The following is an 18,788-nucleotide window of genomic DNA, read 5'->3' on the forward strand; positions in this document are numbered from 1 at the left end:
CGGGGTCGGTCGGTGCCGGCCCCGGCCGGTCGGTTGCGCTGCCCCCGGCCGCCCCCGGCAGGCCGGTCGGGCTCATCCGGCTCATCGGGCAGACTCTGCGGGATGGATTCCTACCGCCCGGTTCACCGTGAACCCGCTCCGACGTCGTACGGGCGCCTGCGCGTGCGGGCCGCCGACCTCGGCCCGGCCGGCTGGCTCGTCGAGCGAGCCCGCGAGGCCGTCTTCGGCACGGTCGGAAGCGTCGCCGTGCCCGGTTTCCCCGCCTACGCCCGGATCCTGCACCCCGCCTCCCTCGGCGAGCGGCCGGTGCGCTGGGAGAGGGTGGGCGCCGCCCACGGGCGCGAGGTCACCGGGCACACGCGCTGGCACGAGCTGATCGGCAGGGCCCCCGACTACCCCAACGCGTCCGAGTACGGCCTGCCCGGCGTCTGGGACGAGCACCCGTCCGAGGGTCCGACCCCGCCCGGCGTCGCCCGCGCCCTGATCCCCGTCCTGGCCCGCCACACCGCGACCCCCGAGCACTGCTGGTTCGGCCTGTGGAGCGGCTACGGGCGGTGGGACTTCGACCACGTCCCCACCTTCCCCACCCCTGGGCGCGACGAGGTCCTGCTCACCGGAGCCCTGGCCGACGCCGTGTCGCCCGCCTCGCTCGACGAGTTCGCGGAACTGCCCGACCTGTGGTGGCCCCAGGACCGCTCCTGGTGCGTGGGCGGTGACGTGGACCTGGTCAGCACCTACGTCGGCGGATCGCGGGAACTGATCCGCGACCTGCTGGCCACACCGGAACTGGAGGCCCACGCCGTGACCGTCAGCGACACGGTCGGCTGAAGCCGTGGCTTGGCGGCGGGAGTCGTCGCCTTGCGGCGGGACGTGAGGCCGTGGCCTCGCAGCACGGCGAGAACACCGACGCAGGCGGTGGTCCACGGGCCCGCGGAGGACGCGGTGACGGCGGGCGCGGCGGCCAGGAACGGCCCGAGGGGGAGCGCGGCGGGCGCGAGGATGTCGCCCACGGTGACGACGGCGATGAGCCCGTGGGGAACCACCAGCAGGACACGAGGCTGCTCCCTCGGTCCACGAAGACCGCCGGGCGGTCGCCCGGGCCCAGGAAACCTGCGTACAACCGCGTGCGTTGCGGGCCCTCCCCAGACGGGGCGAGCCCGGCCGCGCGGGGCCGAGCCGGCTGGGGCGGGCCGGGCCGAGACGGGGGAGCCGGCCCCGTGCCGCAGCCGGGGCTCGGTGGCGGATCAGCTCTCGGACGGCTTCAGGACGACGAAGTCCGCGTTCGACGGGTCCAGGCAGACCGCCAGCCGGCCCACGCCCTCCGCGTCCTCCGGCCCCATCTGCACGCTGCCGCCGTTCTCCCGGACTCTCTCGACCGCCGCGTCGCAGTCCTCGACGCGGAACACCGGGTGCCAGTAGGGCCGCCCGTCCGCCTGGGTGAGCGCTTCCCTGGGAAGCTCCACCAGACCCCCGTGCATGCGCTCCTCGGGCAGCCCTTCGGGCGTGATCAGCGAGTAGGTGCCCCCGCCGCCCGGCAGCTCCGTGTCGCTGAACCGCCAGCCGAGGATCCCGCCGTAGAACTCCTTCGCCCCGGCGACGTCGTGCGTGCACAGCTCGATCCAGGACAGCGAGCCCGGCTCGTCCACCAGCTCCACGCCCTTGTTGGTGCCCGGCTGCCAGACGGCGAACTGGCCGCCCAGCGGGTCGCTGTACTGCGCCATCCGGCCCCACTCGTCGAGGTCCCTCGGCTCCACCCGCACCGTGCCGCCCGCGCTGCGCACCGCCTCGGTGGTGGCGTCCGCGTCGGTGACCGTGAAGTAGATCATCCAGGCCGGCCGCGCGCCCTCCTCGGTGAGCTTGCCGAGCCCGGCCACGATCTTCCCGTCCCTGCGGAACATGCCGCCTTCCATCTCGCCGCCCTCGCCCATGGACTCGTAGTCCCATCCGAGCACGGCTGTGTAGAACGCCGCGGCGGCCCGCACGTCCGGGGCGCCCAGGTCGAGCCAGCAGGGGGAGCCGGGAGCGAAGTCCGTGGTGATCATGCCGACGCCTTTCCGTGGATCCTGTTTGCACCCAGCGTGACACCGGCCACTGACAATCGCCCGCCGACGTCCTCCACCGCGATCCGCAGGCCCTGCCCGGGTGGCGCCCCGGCCGCGCCCAGGGTGGCGACGGCGGTTCCCCACACCGTGCGGACGATCGAGCTCGCCCCCGGTCCACTGCTCCGCGGCCCCACGTGCCCAGACCGCGCCAAGTCACCGTCATCCGGCGCGCGATGCCACGCACGACCGGCGCCTCGTCCGTCACGACGACGGTCGGGGGCGGCGATGGATATCTGCTGGCGTGGGAGCGGGAACGGGCGGAGACTCGTGGCATGGGTGACATGGCGGCGTTCCGGGACGAGGTCACCGCGTGGGCGGCCGGAGGACCCCCGGACACCGCGCGGGAGCTGGCCGCGCGGCTGCCCGTCCGCGTGGTGGTCCTGCTCGAAGGGCCGAGCGACGCCGCGGCGGTCGACGCGGCGGCCGAGCTGCGTGGCCGGGACCTGGAAGCCGAGGGCGTCTGCGTGCTGCCGATGGGCGGTGCGATGAACGTCGGGCGCTTCGCCGGCCTCCTCGGGCCGACCGGTCTCGGACTGCGCCTCACGGGACTGTGCGACGAGAGGGAACGTCCTTACTACCTCCGCGGCTGGCAGCGGGCCGGTGCGGCGCAGGAGCGGTTCTTCGTCTGCGCGGCGGACCTGGAGGACGAACTGATCCGCGCGCTGGGCGTCGCGCGGGTGACGGAACTCGTCCGCGCGGAGGGCGATCTGCGCCCCCTGGAGACCTTCCTGCGCCAGCCCGCACAGCAGGGCCGCAGCCCGCAGCAGCAGATGCGGCGCTTCCTCGGTACGAAGAAGGGCCGCAAGATCCGGTACGGCCGTGTCCTGATCGAGGCCCTTGACCCCGACCGCGTGCCCGCCCCCCTCGACGGTCTGCTCGCCGCCCTCTGACCACGGCGCAGCGCCTGTGACGGGGATGTCAGAGGCGTGTGGTGGGATGTCCCACCGAAGGCATTGATCGATTACGGGGGCATCCTGATGAGCGAGTATCCGTCGCTGACCCGCGCGCTGGCCGAGGGACTGGTCAACGTGCTGTGGTTCGTCGAGAGCTGCGAGGACGAACAGATGGACCCGGACGACGCGGTCCGGGTCCTCGAAGACGCCGCACACCTCCTGAGCGGCCTCTCCGCCGGCCAGCGCGGCGAGTTGCTCGACCTGCTCGACGCGATGGCGGCCGAGGAGACGGACCCCGAACGGCGGGAGTTCCTGGAGGACTTCCCGGAGGGCTTCGGGCTCGTCGACGAGCCTGCCTGAGGCCGGCGGCCCCGGCACCCCGGCGGTCCACCGTGGCCCGCGGGGCCGCCGGGGCACGTCCGGCTTCGGCTTGTCCCCCTGTGAGGGGCGGTGCCATGGTGGTCACATGGCGACACCGCTCCCCGACTACGCGTCACTTCTGCCCGAACTCAAAGAAGTCCGACGCGCGGGACTGGTCCGCCTGCACGGGCGTTCGCTGCCGGCGCTGGAGTCGGCGGCCCGGGCGGTGACCGCGACCGCCGCCCGCACTCCGGGGGCGGCCGTCGAGGCCCTGCTGCGGCTCGCCGTGACGCGGCTCGACGCGGGGACGCTGCGCACCGCCGCCGAGTACACGATGGGTCTGGCGCACGGCACCCGGGACTGGCCGGCGTCCTCCCGCCGCGCCCGGGCGGCGTCGGTGTACGGGGTGAGCGTGGAGCGCTTCCGCAAGGACCACGAGGTGATGGTCCTCGGGCAGATCGCCGAGCACATCGTGCGGCTCGCGGGGGAGCCGGCCGGTGTGACCGCCCGTACGGCGGCCGGCGAGTGGGGCGCGAACACCCACCGGTCGGTGGCGGCCCGGGCGGGCGGCCGGCCGGTGCGACTCACCCTCCACGTGCACCCCGTGGACCTGCTGCGCGACGTCGACGTGATCGTTTCCCCGTCCAACGTGTACCTCGCGCTGCCCGAGCCGTACAAGGCGTCCGTCGCCGCGTCACTGCGCCGGGCCGCCGCAACCCATGGTGTGACCGGCGAGGTCCTGGACGACCCGCTGCCCGGGGAACTGCGCGCGTGGGCGGCCCGCCACGGCGCCTCGGGACGCGCCGTGCTGCCCGGCACGGTGGCGGCCACCGGGAGCGGAGCCCTGGCCCGGCAGGGCGTACGGCGCGTCTACCACGCGGCCGTCGCCGTGCCTCGCGCCGGAACCAACGACTACGACGTGCACCCGGCCGACGTGACCCGGTCCGTGTCCCGCGTCCTGGCCGTGCTCGCCGAGGAGCGCGACCGGCACACCCCGCCGCTGCGCTCGGTCTGCTTCCCGCTGCTCGGCGCGGGGCGCGGCGGGCTGCCGTACCACGTCTCGCTCGCCGCCGTGTGGGCGGCCGTGGAGGCGGAGCTGGCGCGCGGCGCGGACTGGGACGTCCACTTCGTGGTGCGCACCGCCGAGGCGGCGGAGCTCGTGGAACGCATCCCGGCAGGCGGCGTACCGGTCCACGGTCCCGGGCCGGCCGGGTGAGCGGCGACTGGAGTGAGCCTGGCCCCTGACGTGGGGTCAGGGGCGGGCGGGGGAGGAGTCGGGGAAAACCCTGCTGTGCTTCTCCCCGCCCTGGGCTTAGACTGAAAGTCCAATCGTTGGAGACATTGTCCAGGGGGAGGCGATATGGCCGAGCGGGATCTGGAGGCCGAGCGCGACGCGATCATCGGCGCGCTCACCCCGGTCGTCGACGGACTCGTGGCCACCTTCGGCCCCCTGTGCGAGGTGGTGCTGCACGACTACCGGCACCCGGAGAAGTCGGTGGTCGCCGTGGCCGGTTCGGTGACCGGACGCGCGGTGGGCGGCGCGATGAGCGAGATCGGTCTGCGCGTCCTCGCCGGCGGCGACGAGGCGGCAGACGAGCTGAACTACCTGACCCGGACCCGCTCCGGCGACCTGGTCAAGTCCTCCACGATGGTGCTGCGCGACTCCACGGGCACCGTCTTCGGCGCCCTGTGCGTCAATCTCGACGTCACCGCCGTCCACCACGCCCACACCCTGCTCGGCCACCTCGCCGGCTCGGCCCCCGACCCCGCGCGCACGCCGGTCACCACCTTCGGCAACGACATCGACTCCGTCGTCGACGCCATACTCGACACCCACCAGCCGCACCGGCACCACAACTGGGCGGGCCTCGACCGCGAGGACCGCCTGGAGCTGTTCCGCAGCCTGGACGAGCACGGCGTCTTCGCGGTGCGCCGCGCGGTCGAGCACGTCGCCGCCCGGCTCGGCATCTCCCGCGCCTCCGCCTACAGCTATCTCTCCCAGGCCAGAACCAAGGCCCCCCCGACGTCCCAGGGAGGACACCCGTGACGACCGCCCCTTCGCCGGTCACGCTCGACGACGTCCGCGCGGCAGCCGCGCGCCTCAAGGGCGTCGCCCACCGCACCCCCGTGCTGCGCTCCCGTACCCTCGACGCACTGGTCGGCGCGGAGACCCTGCTGAAGTGCGAGAACTTCCAGCGGATGGGCGCGTTCAAGTTCCGCGGCGCCTACAACGCGATCTCCCGGCTGACACCCGAGCAGCTGGCCCGGGGCGTCGCCGCGTACTCGTCGGGCAACCACGCGCAGGCCGTCGCCCTCGCCGCCCGCGAGCTGGGCACCAGCGCGGTGATCGTGATGCCCGAGGACGCCCCCGCCTCCAAGCAGGCGGCGACCGCCGCGTACGGCGCCGAGATCGTCACCTACGACCGTTACACCGGCGACCGCGTCGCCATCGCGGAAGCGCTCGCGGCCGAGCGTGGCCTGACCGTCATCCCGCCGTACGAGCACCCGCACATCATCGCCGGTCAGGGCACCGCGGCCCTCGAACTGATCGAGGAGGCGGGCGAGCTGGACGCCCTGATCGCCCCGGTCGGGGGCGGCGGGCTGATCGCGGGCAGCGCGACCGTGCTCAAGGGGCTGCGGGCCGGGGTCCGTGTCATCGGCGTCGAGCCGGAGGCCGGGGACGACACCAAGCGCTCCCTGGAGGCGGGCCGGCGGGTCAGCGTCCCGGTGCCCCGCACCATCGCCGACGGGCAGGCCCTGCACACGCCCGGCGAGCTGACCTTCTCCCTCAACCGGCACCTGGTCGACGAGATCGTCCTGGTGAGTGACGACGAGATCAGAGTTGCCATGCGGTTCGCCTTCGAGCGGCTGAAGATCGTCGTCGAGCCCAGCGGCGCCACCCCGCTGGCCGCGCTGCTCTCCGGCCGCGTCACCGGCCTGCCGCGGCGGGTCGGCGTGATCATCTCCGGTGGCAACATCGACACGGAACGCTTCGCGCGGCTGTGCGCGGGAGGGGAGCCCGAAGCGGAGGAGTGACCGTCTGCCGCCCGCCGCCCGCCGCCCGCCGCCCGCCGCCCCGACCTCCGGCGTCTGCCGTCCACCGTCGAACGCCGCACATCGAAGATCGAACGTCGAAAGGTAGAAGGTCGAACATCGAATGGCGGCCCCCCACCCCCGGGCGGACGATGGACGTGAGGGGCCCGGCCGCCGCCGGTGTCACCTGCGCCGCAGGGGAGACGGGGACCGGCCCCCGGCCGTGGCGGACGCGGCCGGAAGGGAGGAGAGCATCATGCTGGAGATGAAGATGCTCGACAAGCCGGACGAGCGGCGGGACTTCCCGCACGGGCACATGGAGGCCGTCCACCTGAGCGGATGCGACTTCGCCGTGGCGACCTTCGAGCCGGGCTGGCGCTGGTCCCAGGACGTGGGGCCGATCGCGGGCACGGAGAGCTGTCAGATGAACCACAACGGCTATGTCGTCAAGGGCCATCTGCACATCCGCATGGACGACGGCGCGGAGGCCGACGTCGGCCCGGGCGAGGTCTTCGTCTGCTCCCCCGGGCACGACGCGTGGGTCGTGGGCGACGAGCCGTGCGTGGCCTTCGACTTCGAGGGACAGACCGCCAAGGAGTACGCCAAGCCGAAGGAGGGCTGAACCGACGGTCTGCTCAGACCGGTAGCAACCGGCTGACCAGGGCGCCGAGTTGGCGCGCGGTGCGGCACTCGTACATCGCGACCAGCTCGGCGTAGTCGGGGGCCGCGGAGTCCCCGGTGCCCCACTGGGCGCGGGGCTCCGGGTTGAGCCAGTACACGCGGCGCGCCTGCCCGGCGATCCGGCGCAGCGCCGGAAGGTTCGGGTCGGCCATGTTGGTCCGCGCGTCACCCAGCACGAACACGGTCGTCCGGGGCCCCACCGCGGCGCCGTACCGCTCGGCGAACTCGCCGAGTGCGGCGCCGTAGTCGCTGCTGTCGTGCCAGCCCGTCAGCCGGGAGTGCTCCCGGATGCGTCCGCTCAGCCCCTCGGCGTCGGCCGCGCCGTGCGTCAGCAGTCCCGTCACCTCGTCGATCCGGTTGACGAAGGCGAACACCCGCACCTTGCTGAACTGGTCGTGCAGGGCCTGCACCAGCAGCATCGTGAAGCCGGAGAAGCCGGCGACCGACCCGGACACATCGCACAGCAGCACCAGTTCGGGCCGCGCGGGCCGCCGTCGGCGCAGTACCGGCCGCATCGGCACCCCGCCCGTCGACAGCGAGCCGCGCACGGTGCGCCGCAGGTCGATCGTGCCGCGCGCGGCGCGCCGGCGCCGCGCCGCCAGCCGGGTGGCCAGGGTGCGGGCCAGCGGCCGGACCGTCCGGCGCAGCTCGGCCAGCCGGTCCCTCCCGGCGTACAGGAAGTCCACCCGGTCCGCGGTCGGTGCCACCGCGCGCCGGGCGATCTCGTCCCGTCCGCGCCGTTCCGCCACCCGGCGCCGCGCCTCCGCGGCCACCTGTCCCCGGAACACCTCGATGCGCCGCCGGATCTCGTCCTCCAGCAGCCGGTCCGCGAACCCCGCGCCGCCGCCTCGCGCGCGGACGTCGTCGCGCACCCGGGCGAGCAGCGTCTGCGGGCGCAGCCGCTCCAGGGTCTGGTACGCCGACCAGCCGTCCGACCCGGGTGAACTCCCGTACGCGCCGAGACTGCCGACGGCCTCGATCGCCAGCCGGCCCATCAGGGCGACGTCGTTCGCGGCGAGCGCCGCGGCCAGCCGCTCGCGCAGGTCCTCCCGCCCGGCCGGCTCCCCGCCCCGGCCGTCTCCCGGTTCAGTGCCCGGCGCGCCGACACCACGCGGGAAGTACAGGTCGAAGACCTGGTCGAACAGCCGCCGCTGCCCGGTGGTGTGCAGCAGCGTGGCGGCCAGGCCCTCGCGCAGCAGCTCGCGGTCGGCCAGCCCCAGCGCCTGTGCCGCCCGCGCCGCGTCCACCGTCTCGCCGGTGCCGACGCGCACGCCGTGCGAGCGCAGCGCGGCGACGAGGGCGGTCAGCCGTGCCGCGACGTCCGTTCCGGCGGCCGTCATACGGCGTCCAGGTCCAGCTTGGCCGCGGCCTTCAGCACATCGTCCTGGTGCTTGAGCAGGACGCCCAGGGTGTCCCGGACGACACCCTCGTCGAGCGTGCCGGCACCCAGCGCGAGCAGGGTGCGCGCCCAGTCGATCGTCTCGGCCACCGACGGGGCCTTGCGCAGGTCCATCGCGCGCAGCGCCCCGGCCACCCGCACCACGGACGCGGCCAGCGCCTCGCTCAGCCCCGGCACCTTCAGCCGGACGATCCGCCGCTCCAGCTCCTCCTCGGGGAAGCCGATGTGCAGGAACAGACAGCGCCGGCGCAGCGCCTCGGACAGCTCGCGGGTGGCGTTCGAGGTGAGCACCACGAAGGGCCGTCGGGTGGCGGTGACGGTGCCCAGTTCCGGCACGGTCACCTGGAAGTCGCTGAGCACCTCCAGCAGCAGGCCCTCCACCTCGACGTCCGCCTTGTCGGTCTCGTCGATCAGCAGCACCTTCGGGTCGTCGCCGCGGATCGCGGTGAGCAGCGGGCGCGGCAGCAGGAACTCCTCGCTGAAGATGTCCGTGCGGGTCTCGTCCCAGGTCTCGTCGCGTCCGGCGCTGATCCGCAGCAGCTGCTTGGCGTGGTTCCACTCGTACAGCGCCCGTGACTCGTCGACGCCTTCGTAGCACTGCAGCCGCACCAGCCGCGCCCCCGCGACCTGGGCCACGGCCTTGGCCAGCTCCGTCTTGCCGACTCCGGCGGGGCCCTCCACCAGCAGCGGCTTGCCCAGCCGGTCGGCGAGGAAGACGGTGGTGGCGACCGCGCGGGAGGCCAGGTAGCCGGTCTCGGCGAGGCGGGCGGAGACGTCGTCGACGGAAGTGAACACGAGGGCCTCCAGGGCGGCGTCGGGAACCGGTCACCCATCTAAGCGCTTGTTCACCGACGGTGTCACGCCTTCTGCGAGGGCCGGGGACTGCCCCAGCAGCCGCTGCATGGCCTCGGCGCCCCTGACGGCCGCGTCGCCGCAGCAGTTGTTGAACAGCACGTGCACCTCCTCGACCCGCTCGGCGAGGGACCACAGCCGCGGCACCCACTCGACGAGTTCCGCGTCGTCGTAGGCGTGGCGGAACCGGTCCTCCTTGCTGCCGGTGCCCCACGCGGTGCTGCGCCCGTGGAACCGGACGACGGACAGCCGCGGCGAGGTGACCGGGGTGACCGGCGGTATCGACGACGGCAGCGACCGGTTCATGTCGACGGCGACGGCGGCCATGCCGTACCCGGCGAGCAGCGCGCGCGTGTGCTCGGCCCGCTCGTCGAGCCACCACGCGGGGTGCCGGAACTCCACGGCGACGGGCCACCCCCGCGTCCGCTCGGCGCACTGCGCCAGGAACTCCTCCGCCCGCGGCCCCGGCCGCAGCCACGGCGGGAACTGGAACAGCACACTCCCCAGCCGCCCCGCCTCCCGCAGCGGCGCGATCCCCGCGCGGAACCGCGCCCACACCTCGTCCAGCACAGCCGGATCCCGGCTGTCGGCGGGCAGCCCGTCCGGCATCACCGCGCCGCGCGTCGGATGCCCCGTCAGCAACGAGAACGCCTTGACGTCGAACACGAACCCGTCCGGCGTCCGCTCGGCCCACAGCCGGCTGTTCCGCTCACCGGGCAGCGCGTAGTAGGACGCGTCCACCTCCACGACCGGGAACCGCTCGGCATAGTGCCGCAGCCGCCCCTCGGCGTCCCGCCGCCCGCGCGGATACCAGCCACTGCCGACCAGCTCCCGGTCGGTCCACGAACACGTGCCCACGAGAATGTCACCCATGCGGTGCGGTTACCCACCGGACCGCACTCTCCCCGTGACACGGCCCACGCGCGCTTGACGCTCCAACTGCGCTGGTGATGAACCACTCATGGCTCTGACTGGTCAACTGGCGGCGCTGCTCGGCGTGGTGCTGGGCGCGGTCGTGTCGATGGCGGCGACCGTGGTCGTGGAAAGGGCCCGGTGGCGCCGGGAGCAGTCCGTCCGCTGGGACGAGCGCCGCCTGAACGCCTACGCCGACTACGCACGCGGTGAAGAGCCTCGCGCACCAGTACCGGCGCATAGCCGTCGCCCGGGGCATCACGGCGAGCGGGGCCGCGCCGCTGGAGCCGACGGACGAGGTCCTCGCCGAGGTCGCGGAGGCCGAGGTGCGGCGTTCGGCGCTCGCCGAGACGGTGTGGCTCCTCGGAGACGTCGCGACGAACACCGCCGCCGTCCGGCTCAACCACTGCCTGTGGCATCTGGAGTGGCTCGCCCGCGAGCTCCCGACAGCCGGACAGGACGGCTGGGACCAGGCCTACGAGGAGTTCCGGCAATCGCGCCATCAGTTCCTCCGGCCGGCCCGCGCCGGCCTCGGCGTGCGGGGCGCCCGCATAGCGGAGCCCCTGCCCTGGCCACCCCCGTGGCGGGGTGACCTCTCACGAGGCACCCCGCAGTGACCGGCCGCTACACGAGGGCGCCCCCACCGCCGGCACCGTCCGCCCCGTCGGCACCGCCGCCACCGTCCGGCTCCCCGCTCACCAGCACCACCTCCAGCGTGCGCGGGCCGTGTACGCCCTCCACCCGGTCCAGTTCGATGTCGCTGGTCGCGGACGGGCCGGAGATCCAGGTCAACGGGCGGGTGGGGGTCAGGCGGTCGAGGGCCTGGGGGACGGAGGCGACGACCTGGCCGGGTACGCGGACGACGCAGACGTGATGGTCGGGGATGAGCGTGATGCGGCGGCGGCCCTGGTCGGGGGCGCCGTCCAGGACGATCGTGCCGGTCTCGGCGATCGCCACCGCGCAGGCCGTGACGACGCTGTCCACGCGGTCCAGCTCGTGCGGCGTCGACTCCGCCCGGTCCGCCACCAGTTCCGCCGAGGACCGGGCGAGCCAGCCCGGATCGAGGCCCGGCGGCACCAGGACGGTCCGCGAGCCGCGCGCGGACAGCAACCCCGCCACCACGGACGGCAGTTCGGCGGCCGTGCACCGGTGGACCAGCGCCCGGTAGTCCGCCAGGTTCTCGGCCAGGAGGTCCACCGTCTCGGCGACCGTCCGGTCCCCGTGCTCCCGCAGGTAGCCGCGGGCGACCACCTCGTCGTACGGCGCGTCCTCGCGCTCCACGCCGGCCAGTGCCCGCCGCACCCGGCCCAGGATCCGGTCCCTGCTGTTCACTTCGCGCCGTCCTTTCCGCCCCGCGTCCGCTGCCACCAGTCCCGGAACGGTTCCGCCGGCACCGGCGGAAGCTCCCGGCTGCCGCTCCACGCCCGGCCGGGCCCCGGCAGGGTGCGCGGGTGGAGCCGGCGGGTGCGGGAGGCGAGCCGCTGCCCGGCCCGCAGCGCGCCGGGGCGGCTCAGCGCCCAGCGGGCCGCCCGCATCGCCGCCCGCTCCGCCGCGTGCCCCTTGGCGGGCCGCAGCAGCACCTTGTTGCCCTCGCGGACGGCCGGCCCGCCCTGCACCACCCGCTCCCGCAGATGCACCAGCACCTCGGGGATGTCGATGGCGACCGGGCACACCTCGTAGCAGGCGCCGCACAGCGAGGACGCGTACGGCAGCGACGCGTCGATCTCACTGCCGGTGCCCCGCAGCTGAGGGCTGAGAATGGCGCCGATCGGACCCGGGTACACCGAGCCGTAGGCGTGGCCGCCCGCCCGCTCGTACACCGGGCACACGTTGAGGCAGGCCGAGCAGCGGATGCAGCGCAGGGCCTGGCGGCCGACCTCGTCGGCGAGGGTGTCGGTGCGGCCGTTGTCGAGCAGGACCAGATGGAAGGTCCTCGGGCCGTCCTCGTCCGTGGTGCCCGTCCACATGCTGGTGTACGGGTTCATCCGCTCGGCCGTCGAGGAGCGGGGGAGGGTCTGGAGGAAGACCTCCAGGTCCCGCCAGGTCGGCACGATCTTCTCGATGCCGACGACCGAGATCAGCGTCTCGGGCAGGGTGAGGCACATCCGCCCGTTGCCCTCGGACTCCACGACCACCAGCGTGCCGGTCTCGGCAACCATGAAGTTGGCGCCTGAGACACCGACCCTGGCGCGCAGGAACTTCTCCCGCAGGTGCAGCCGGGCGGCCTCGGCGAGTTCGGCGGGCGTGTCGGTCAGGCCCTCCGGGGCCGGGTGGCCCCACGCGGCCATCTCCTCGCGGAAGATGTCGCGGATCTCGCCGCGGTTGCGGTGGATGGCGGGCACGAGGATGTGCGACGGCCGGTCGTGGCCCAGCTGCACGATCAGCTCGGCGAGATCGGTCTCGTAGGCGCGGATGCCCGCCGCCTCCAGGGCCTCGTTCAGGCCGATCTCCTGCGTGGCCATCGACTTGACCTTGACGACCTCCGACTCGCCGGTCGCCCGCACCAGTTCGGTGACAATCCGGGTGGCCTCCGCCGCGTCCGCGGCCCAGTGGACGACCCCGCCGGCCGCCGTCACCGACTCCTCCAACCGCACCAGGTAGCGGTCCAGGTGACGCAGCGTATGGTCCTTGATCCGCTTGCCCGCCTCGCGCAGCGCCGCCCAGTCCTCCACCTCGGCGACGGCCCTGGCCCGCTTGGCGCGGATCGTGTGCGTGGCGTGCTGCAGGTTCCCGCGCAGCGTCGCATCGCGCACCGCCTCGCGCGCGGCGGCCGGGAACGCCGGCATCCCGAGATACGTACCGCTCATGCCAGGGACTCCTCTTCCGTGCTCGCCAGGATCTCCGCGATGTGCACCGGGCGCATCCCCGACCGCAGCCGCGCCATGGTCCCGCCGATGTGCATCAGACAGGAGTTGTCGGCCGCGCACAGCACCCCGGCGCCGGTCGACTCGGCGTTGCGCACCTTGTCCGCGCCCATCGCCGCGGAGACGTCGGCGTTCTTCAGCGCGAACGTGCCGCCGAAACCGCAGCACTCCTCCGCGCCCGGCAGCTCCACCAGCTCCAGCCCCTTCACCGCCTCCAGCAGCCGCCGCGGCCGGTCGCCCAGACCCAGGCCGCGCAGCCCGTGACAGGTCGGGTGGTACGTCACCGTGTGCGGGTAGTACGCGCCGACGTCCGTCACCCCCAGCACGTCCACCAGGAACTCCGTCAGCTCGTACGTCTTCGGCACCACCGGCGCGAGCGCCGCGGCCAGCGACTCGCCGCGGCCCTCGGCCCGCGCCCGCTCACCCATCCGCGGATACAGCTCCCGCACCATCGCCCCGCACGACCCGGACGGCGTCACGATCGCGTCGTAGGCGCCGAAGACCTCGGCGAAGTGCCGCGCCAGCGGCTCCGCCTCGTGCCGGTAGCCGGTGTTGTAGTGCGCCTGCCCGCAGCAGGTCTGCGCCACCGGGAAGTCGACCTCCACGCCCAGCCTGGACAGCAGCCGCACCACGGCACGCCCGGTGTCCGGATAGAGCGTGTCGTTGACACAGGTCAGGAACAGGGCGACACGCATCGCGGCTCCTCGGGGTCGGTCATCGGATGGGGGCAGGGTAGTGCGGGAAAACGGGGAGGGCGGGACGTCCGGCCCGCTCCGCGGACGGGCCGGACGCCGGCGGTCAGCGCGCGCCGAGCCGGTCCTGCGCGGCCCGCCAGCGCGCCGTGTCCCCCCGCGGTTCGTAGCGGGTCAGCGGCTGGGTGCGGGTGAGCAGCCGGCGCATGTCGGCGCGGTCGCCCACCAGACCGTGGGCGCGCGCCTGCACCAGGACGTTGCCGAGGGCCGCCGCCTCGGTCGGCCCGGCCACCACCGGCAGCCCGCACGCGTCGGCGGTCAGCTGGCACAGCAGCGCGTTGCGCACCCCGCCGCCGACCACGTGCACCACGTCCACGGACGTCCCGGCGAGCCGCTGGGCGTCCTCCACAGCCCGTCGGTGGGCGAGCGCGAGCGAGTCGAGAATGCACCGGGTGACCTCGGCTGGCGTCTCGGGCACCGGCTGCCCCGACGCCCGGCACGCCCCGGCGATCCGCTCCGGCATCCGGCCCGGCGCGAGGAACGCCGCGTCGCCCGCGTCCACCACGGACCGCAGTGCCGGCACCACGGCCGCCGCCCGCAGCAGCTCGCCCAGCTCCGGCTCGCCCCAGGCCCGCACGCACTCCTGGAGCAGCCACAGGCCCATGATGTTGCGCAGATAGCGGACCGTGCCGTCCAGCCCCAGCTCGTTGGTGAAGTTGGCGGCCCGGCTCTCCTCGGTCAGCACCGGGGCGGGCAGCTCCAGCCCGGCCAGCGACCAGGTGCCGGTGCAGATGTACGCGAACCGCTCGCCGGTCGCCGGTACGGCCGCCACCGCGGAGGCGGTGTCGTGCGAGCCGACCGCCGTCACCGGCACCGGACCGGTCAGCCCCGTCTCCTCCAGCACCTCGGCGCGCAGCACGCCCGCCGGATCGCCGGGCCGGCGCAGCGGCGCGAACAGGCTCAGGTCGATGCCCAGCCGCGCCGCCACGTCGTACGACCAGTCCCCGGTGCGCGGGTCGACGAGCTGGGTCGTGGACGCGTTGGTCAGCTCGGTGCCCTGCTCGCCGGTCAGCCAGTAGGCGATCAGATCCGGGATCAGCAGCAGCCGCTCGGCCCGGGCGAACTGGGCGGAGGAGCGGGCGGCGGTCAGCTGGTACAGCGTGTTGAACGGCGCGTACTGGATGCCTGTGGCCGCGTACAGCTCCGCGGCCGGGACCGTCGCCCACACCGACTCCGCGATGCCCTCGGTGCGCGCGTCCCGGTAGTGCGCCGGGTTGCCGAGCAGCGCCCCGTCCGCGTCCAGCAGGCCGTAGTCCACCGCCCAGCTGTCGATGCCGGCGGAGTCCACCGGGCCGGCCGCCCGCAGCCCGTCCAGCACGCCCGCGTACAGCCCGAGGATGTCCCAGCGCAGCCCCTCGGGCAGCCGCAGGGGCCGGTTGGGGAAGCGGTGCGCCTCGGTCAGTTCCAGTTCGTGCCGGCCGACGCGGCCGACCATGACGCGCCCGCTGGACGCGCCGAGGTCGACCGCGGCGTACGACTTCACGAGCGCGCTCACCGCAGGAAGGCGGCGGCGACGCCCGCGTCGACGGGGACGTGCAGACCGGTGGTGTGCGTGAGGTCCCCGCCGGTCAGCGCGAACACCGCGTTCGCCACGTGCTCCGGCAGCACCTCCCGCTTCAGCAGCGTCCGCTGGGCGTAGAACTCGCCCAGCTTCTCCTCCGGCACCCCGTACACGGCCGCGCGCTGCGCGCCCCAGCCGCCCGCGAAGATGCCCGAGCCGCGCACCACGCCGTCCGGGTTGACCCCGTTGACCCGGATGCCGTGCTCGCCCAGCTCTGCGGCCAGCAGCCGCACCTGGTGGGCCTGGTCGGCCTTGGTGGCGGAGTAGGCGATGTTGTGCGGGCCGGCGAACACGGCGTTCTTGCTGGCGATGTAGACGATGTCCCCGCCGAGACCCTGCGCGATCATCACCCGGGCCGCCTCCCGCGACACCAGGAACGAGCCGCGGGCCATGATGTCGTGCTGCAGGTCCCAGTCCTTCGCGGAGGTCTCCAGCAGCGGCTTGGAAATGGAGATGCCCGCGTTGTTGACCACCAGGTCCACCCCGCCGAAGGCCAGCACCGCCGCCTTGAACGCCTCCGTGATCTGCTCCTCGGAGGTCACGTCCACGGTCACGGCGACCGCCTGGTCCGGCCCGCCCAGCTCCTCGGCCACGGCGGCCGCGTTTCCCGCGTTCAGATCGGCGACGACGACACACGCGCCCTCGGCCACCAGCCGGTGCGCGATGGCCCGGCCGATCCCGCTGCCCGCGCCGGTCACCAGCGCCACCCGCGTGGCGAGCGGCTTCGGCTTCGGCATCCGCCGGAGCTTGGCCTCCTCCAGCGCCCAGTACTCGATCCGGAACTTCTCCGACTCCTCGATCGGCGCGTACGCCGACACCGCCTCGGCGCCCCGCATCACGTTGATCGCGTTGACGTAGAACTCGCCCGCCACCCGCGCGGTCTGCTTGTCCTTGCCGAAGCTGAACATGCCGACGCCCGGAATCAGCACAATCGCCGGGTCGGCGCCGCGCATCGCGGGGGAGTCCGGCTCGGCGTGCCGCTCGTAGTAGGCGGCGTACTCCTCGCGGTACGCGGCGTGCAGCTGCTTCAGCCGTGCGACCGCCTCCTCCAGCGGGGCCGCCGGCGGCAGGTCGAGGACCAGCGGGCGGACCTTCGTGCGCAGGAAGTGGTCGGGGCAGGAGGTGCCGAGCGCGGCGAGCCGCGGGTGCTCGGCGCGGGCCAGGAAGTCCAGCACCACGTCCGTGTCGGTGAAGTGCCCGACCTGCGGCCGGTCCTGCGAGGCGGTGGCCCGCACGTACGGCGCCAGCGCCGCCGCCCGCTCCCGCCGCTCGGCCTCGGGCAGCGCGCCGTAGCCCTCGATGACGGGCCCGAACGGCTCCGCCCTGCCCCGCTCCGCCAGGAACGTCTCCGCGGTGCGGATGATGTGCAGCGAGTTGCGCTCGCACTCCTCCGCGGTGTCCCCCCACGCGGTGATCCCGTGCCCGCCGAGGACGCACCCGATGGCCCGCGGGTTCGCCTCCTTCACCGCGGCGATGTCCAGCCCGAGCTGGAACCCGGGCCGCCGCCACGGCACCCACACCACGCTGTCGCCGAAACACTCCGCGGTCAGCTTCTCCCCGTCCGCCGCGCACGCCAGCGCGATGCCGGAGTCCGGATGCAGGTGATCGACGTGCCGGGCGTCGACGAGCCCGTGCATGGCGGTGTCGATCGACGGCGCCGCCCCGCCCTTGCCGTGCAGGCAGTAGTCGAACGCGGCGACCATCTCGTCCTCGCGCTCGACCCCCGGGTACACGTCGACGAGGGCCCGCAGCCGGTCCAGCCGCAGCACGGCCAGCCCCGCCTCGGTCAGCGTCCCGAGATCGCCCCCGGACCCCTTCACCCACATCAGCTCCACCTCACCCCCGGTGACGGGATCGGTGTCGGTGCCCTTGGCGGACGCGTTCCCGCCGGCGTAGTTGGTGTTGCGGGGATCGGACCCCAGCCGATGCGAACGGGCGAGCAGAGCGGCGGCTTCGGGATGAGTAGCCATGACCATCGGTTCCTTAGAAGAGAGGGTGCCTGGAGAAAGGGGCGCGGGGAACTGCGCGATCAAACACCGGCGGCCCGCAGCCCGCATACGACAGAACCCGGCAGACGCTCACGCCCCCCAGCCCGCCTGCTGCCCACCGACCCGCTCGGCCACGATCCTCTCGGCCCACCCGGACCGGGCGTACGCGGCAAGGGGCTCGGGGTCCAGCCCCATCTCCTCGCGCACCTCCCGCAGCAACGGCCGCACATCGGTGTTGAACGCGTCCATCAGCACGGCGTTCGCGCCGAGCACATCACCGTCCCGCTGCGCGGCGGCAAGAGCGTCCCGGTCCACGAGGAGCGCCTTCGCCGTCGCCTCCTGGACGTTCATCACCGAGCGGATGATCGCGGGGATCTTCGCCTCGATGTTGTGGCACTGGTCGAGCATGAACGCCACGTCCGGGGTGAAACCGCCCCCGCGGACCACCTCGTACATGATCCGGAACAGCTGGAACGGATCGGCCGCGCCCACCATCAGGTCGTCGTCCGCGTAGAAGCGCGAGTTGAAGTCGAACCCGCCGAGCTTCCCCTCGCGCAGCAGCGTCGCCACGATGAACTCGATGTTGGTGCCCGGCGCGTGGTGCCCGGTGTCCACCACGACCTGAGCCTTCGGACCGAGCTTCAGACAGTGCGCGTACGCCGTCCCCCAGTCCGGCACGTCCGTCGTGTAGAACGCCGGCTCGAAGAGCTTGTACTCCAGCAGCATCCGCTGGCCCTCACCGAGCCGCGCGTAGACCTCCGCGAGCGCTTCGGCGAGCCGGTCCTGGCGGGCCCGGATGTCGTCCTGGCCGGGATAGTTCGTCCCGTCGGCGAACCACAGCTTCAGATCGGTGGAGCCGGTCGCGTCCATGATGTCGACGCACTCCAGCAGATGGCCGACGGCCTTGCGGCGCACCGCCGCGTCCGGGTGACAGATGCTGCCCAGCCTGTAGTCGTCGTCCTGGAAGGTGTTGGAGTTGACGGCGCCGAGCCGCACCCCGTGCTCCTCGGCGAACTTCGCCAGCGCCGCGTAGTCGTCGACCCGGTCCCACGGGATGTGCAGCGCGACGGTCGGCGCGACGCCGGTGAACTCGTGCACCTTGGCGGCGTCCTGCAGTTTCTCCCGCGGGGTGCGCGGCACACCCTGCTGCGTGAACACCTTGAAGCGGGTCCCGGAGTTCCCGTACGCCCACGACGGCGTCTCGACGGCCTGGGTCTTCAGTGCGGCCTTCACCGCGGCGACATCGGTCACTGCTGGGCTCCTACCGATTCAATGAAACGATTCAGAACGGCAAGCTATGAGTCGCTCGGAGGGGTGTCAAGCACTCTGACCAACCCCGCTCTCCGTGACTCCTCCGTGACCCTCGTCTATCGAAATCTTTTCGACACGGA

Annotated in this window: 18 protein-coding genes; 8 read left to right on the plus strand and 10 right to left on the minus strand. The window is 73.5% G+C overall.

Features of this window, described 5'->3' with window-relative positions; all coding sequences use genetic code 11:
• The first annotated feature begins 102 nt into the window (after positions 1 to 102).
• The gene (locus G7Z13_RS31850; RefSeq protein WP_166004031.1) at positions 103 to 828 is read left to right on the plus strand and encodes a hypothetical protein; all 726 of its coding nucleotides are present in this window, start codon (positions 103 to 105) and stop codon (positions 826 to 828) included.
• A 416-nt stretch (positions 829 to 1,244) separates the two neighbouring features.
• Here G7Z13_RS31850 and G7Z13_RS31855 read toward each other — a convergent pair whose 3' ends face one another.
• Positions 1,245 to 2,042 (minus strand): VOC family protein, encoded by a 798-nt coding sequence (locus G7Z13_RS31855; protein WP_166004032.1) that lies wholly within the window; start codon positions 2,040 to 2,042, stop codon positions 1,245 to 1,247.
• Between the two features lie 332 nt (positions 2,043 to 2,374).
• Here G7Z13_RS31855 and G7Z13_RS31860 point away from each other — a divergent pair, with 332 nt between their 5' ends.
• The 6 genes from G7Z13_RS31860 (at position 2,375) to G7Z13_RS31885 (ending at position 7,010) form a co-directional block, all read left to right on the plus strand.
• On the plus strand, positions 2,375 to 2,992 hold the full coding sequence (locus tag G7Z13_RS31860; protein ID WP_166005501.1) for a TOPRIM nucleotidyl transferase/hydrolase domain-containing protein: 618 nt from the start codon (positions 2,375 to 2,377) through the stop codon (positions 2,990 to 2,992).
• Between the two features lie 87 nt (positions 2,993 to 3,079).
• The gene (locus G7Z13_RS31865) at positions 3,080 to 3,355 is read left to right on the plus strand and encodes a hypothetical protein (RefSeq protein WP_166004034.1); all 276 of its coding nucleotides are present in this window, start codon (positions 3,080 to 3,082) and stop codon (positions 3,353 to 3,355) included.
• A gap of 106 nt (positions 3,356 to 3,461) precedes the next feature.
• Positions 3,462 to 4,571 carry a hypothetical protein gene (locus G7Z13_RS31870; RefSeq protein WP_166004036.1) on the plus strand — a complete coding sequence of 370 codons (1,110 nt, stop codon included), beginning with the start codon at positions 3,462 to 3,464 and terminating at the stop codon, positions 4,569 to 4,571.
• A 144-nt stretch (positions 4,572 to 4,715) separates the two neighbouring features.
• Complete coding sequence (locus G7Z13_RS31875; protein WP_166004037.1) at positions 4,716 to 5,402, plus strand: PAS domain-containing protein; 687 nt, start codon at positions 4,716 to 4,718, stop codon at positions 5,400 to 5,402.
• A complete protein-coding gene (locus G7Z13_RS31880) occupies positions 5,399 to 6,391 on the plus strand; it encodes a threo-3-hydroxy-L-aspartate ammonia-lyase (protein WP_166004039.1) in 993 nt (330 codons plus the stop codon). The genes G7Z13_RS31875 and G7Z13_RS31880 overlap by 4 nt, the downstream gene beginning before the upstream one ends.
• Positions 6,392 to 6,644: 253 nt before the next feature.
• Complete coding sequence (locus G7Z13_RS31885) at positions 6,645 to 7,010, plus strand: cupin domain-containing protein (RefSeq protein ID WP_166004040.1); 366 nt, start codon at positions 6,645 to 6,647, stop codon at positions 7,008 to 7,010.
• Between the two features lie 13 nt (positions 7,011 to 7,023).
• On the opposite strand, the gene G7Z13_RS31890 is transcribed toward G7Z13_RS31885, so the two are convergent.
• From G7Z13_RS31890 to G7Z13_RS31900, 3 genes are read right to left on the minus strand one after another with little or no spacing between them, the layout of a single operon-like run.
• Positions 7,024 to 8,409 (minus strand): VWA domain-containing protein, encoded by a 1,386-nt coding sequence (locus tag G7Z13_RS31890; protein WP_166004042.1) that lies wholly within the window; start codon positions 8,407 to 8,409, stop codon positions 7,024 to 7,026.
• Positions 8,406 to 9,263: a MoxR family ATPase gene (locus tag G7Z13_RS31895; RefSeq protein WP_166004044.1), complete on the minus strand. Its 858-nt coding sequence runs from the start codon at positions 9,261 to 9,263 to the stop codon at positions 8,406 to 8,408. Before G7Z13_RS31895 ends, G7Z13_RS31890 begins: the two co-directional genes overlap by 4 nt.
• Before the next feature lie 30 nt (positions 9,264 to 9,293).
• Positions 9,294 to 10,193, minus strand: a complete 900-nt coding sequence (locus G7Z13_RS31900) for a DUF72 domain-containing protein (RefSeq protein WP_166004046.1) — start codon at positions 10,191 to 10,193, stop codon at positions 9,294 to 9,296.
• Between the two features lie 248 nt (positions 10,194 to 10,441).
• Between G7Z13_RS31900 and G7Z13_RS31905 the strand changes: the two genes are divergently transcribed.
• On the plus strand, positions 10,442 to 10,849 hold the full coding sequence (locus G7Z13_RS31905; protein WP_240926420.1) for a hypothetical protein: 408 nt from the start codon (positions 10,442 to 10,444) through the stop codon (positions 10,847 to 10,849).
• 7 nt (positions 10,850 to 10,856) lie between these two features.
• Here the strand turns inward: G7Z13_RS31905 and G7Z13_RS31910 are convergent, their stop codons facing one another.
• From G7Z13_RS31910 to rhaI, 6 genes are all read right to left on the minus strand, one after another.
• A complete protein-coding gene (locus G7Z13_RS31910; protein ID WP_166004048.1) occupies positions 10,857 to 11,564 on the minus strand; it encodes an LUD domain-containing protein in 708 nt (235 codons plus the stop codon).
• The gene (locus G7Z13_RS31915; protein ID WP_166004049.1) at positions 11,561 to 13,039 is read right to left on the minus strand and encodes a lactate utilization protein B; all 1,479 of its coding nucleotides are present in this window, start codon (positions 13,037 to 13,039) and stop codon (positions 11,561 to 11,563) included. Before G7Z13_RS31915 ends, G7Z13_RS31910 begins: the two co-directional genes overlap by 4 nt.
• A complete protein-coding gene (locus G7Z13_RS31920) occupies positions 13,036 to 13,791 on the minus strand; it encodes a (Fe-S)-binding protein (protein ID WP_166004051.1) in 756 nt (251 codons plus the stop codon). The genes G7Z13_RS31915 and G7Z13_RS31920 overlap by 4 nt, the downstream gene beginning before the upstream one ends.
• Positions 13,792 to 13,894: 103 nt before the next feature.
• Positions 13,895 to 15,343, minus strand: coding sequence for a rhamnulokinase family protein (locus G7Z13_RS31925; protein ID WP_240926421.1), 1,449 nt, complete (start codon positions 15,341 to 15,343; stop codon positions 13,895 to 13,897).
• Positions 15,340 to 17,379 (minus strand): bifunctional aldolase/short-chain dehydrogenase, encoded by a 2,040-nt coding sequence (locus G7Z13_RS31930; protein ID WP_166004053.1) that lies wholly within the window; start codon positions 17,377 to 17,379, stop codon positions 15,340 to 15,342. The genes G7Z13_RS31925 and G7Z13_RS31930 overlap by 4 nt, the downstream gene beginning before the upstream one ends.
• A gap of 108 nt (positions 17,380 to 17,487) precedes the next feature.
• Positions 17,488 to 18,648, minus strand: a complete 1,161-nt coding sequence (rhaI, locus tag G7Z13_RS31935; RefSeq protein WP_166004055.1) for an L-rhamnose isomerase — start codon at positions 18,646 to 18,648, stop codon at positions 17,488 to 17,490.
• Positions 18,649 to 18,788: the final 140 nt, after the last annotated feature.

The organism is Streptomyces sp. JB150 (assembly GCF_011193355.1).
Taxonomy (GTDB): Bacteria; Actinomycetota; Actinomycetes; order Streptomycetales; family Streptomycetaceae; genus Streptomyces.

Coding starts and splice junctions, on each gene's coding strand:
- G7Z13_RS31850 (WP_166004031.1), top strand. CDS start 103: ATGGATTCCTACCGCCCGGTTCACCGTGAACCCGCTCCGACGTCGTAC.
- G7Z13_RS31855 (WP_166004032.1), bottom strand. CDS start 2,042: ATGATCACCACGGACTTCGCTCCCGGCTCCCCCTGCTGGCTCGACCTG.
- G7Z13_RS31860 (WP_166005501.1), top strand. CDS start 2,375: ATGGGTGACATGGCGGCGTTCCGGGACGAGGTCACCGCGTGGGCGGCC.
- G7Z13_RS31865 (WP_166004034.1), top strand. CDS start 3,080: ATGAGCGAGTATCCGTCGCTGACCCGCGCGCTGGCCGAGGGACTGGTC.
- G7Z13_RS31870 (WP_166004036.1), top strand. CDS start 3,462: ATGGCGACACCGCTCCCCGACTACGCGTCACTTCTGCCCGAACTCAAA.
- G7Z13_RS31875 (WP_166004037.1), top strand. CDS start 4,716: ATGGCCGAGCGGGATCTGGAGGCCGAGCGCGACGCGATCATCGGCGCG.
- G7Z13_RS31885 (WP_166004040.1), top strand. CDS start 6,645: ATGCTGGAGATGAAGATGCTCGACAAGCCGGACGAGCGGCGGGACTTC.
- G7Z13_RS31890 (WP_166004042.1), bottom strand. CDS start 8,409: ATGACGGCCGCCGGAACGGACGTCGCGGCACGGCTGACCGCCCTCGTC.
- G7Z13_RS31900 (WP_166004046.1), bottom strand. CDS start 10,193: ATGGGTGACATTCTCGTGGGCACGTGTTCGTGGACCGACCGGGAGCTG.
- G7Z13_RS31915 (WP_166004049.1), bottom strand. CDS start 13,039: ATGAGCGGTACGTATCTCGGGATGCCGGCGTTCCCGGCCGCCGCGCGC.
- G7Z13_RS31920 (WP_166004051.1), bottom strand. CDS start 13,791: ATGCGTGTCGCCCTGTTCCTGACCTGTGTCAACGACACGCTCTATCCG.
- G7Z13_RS31930 (WP_166004053.1), bottom strand. CDS start 17,379: ATGGCTACTCATCCCGAAGCCGCCGCTCTGCTCGCCCGTTCGCATCGG.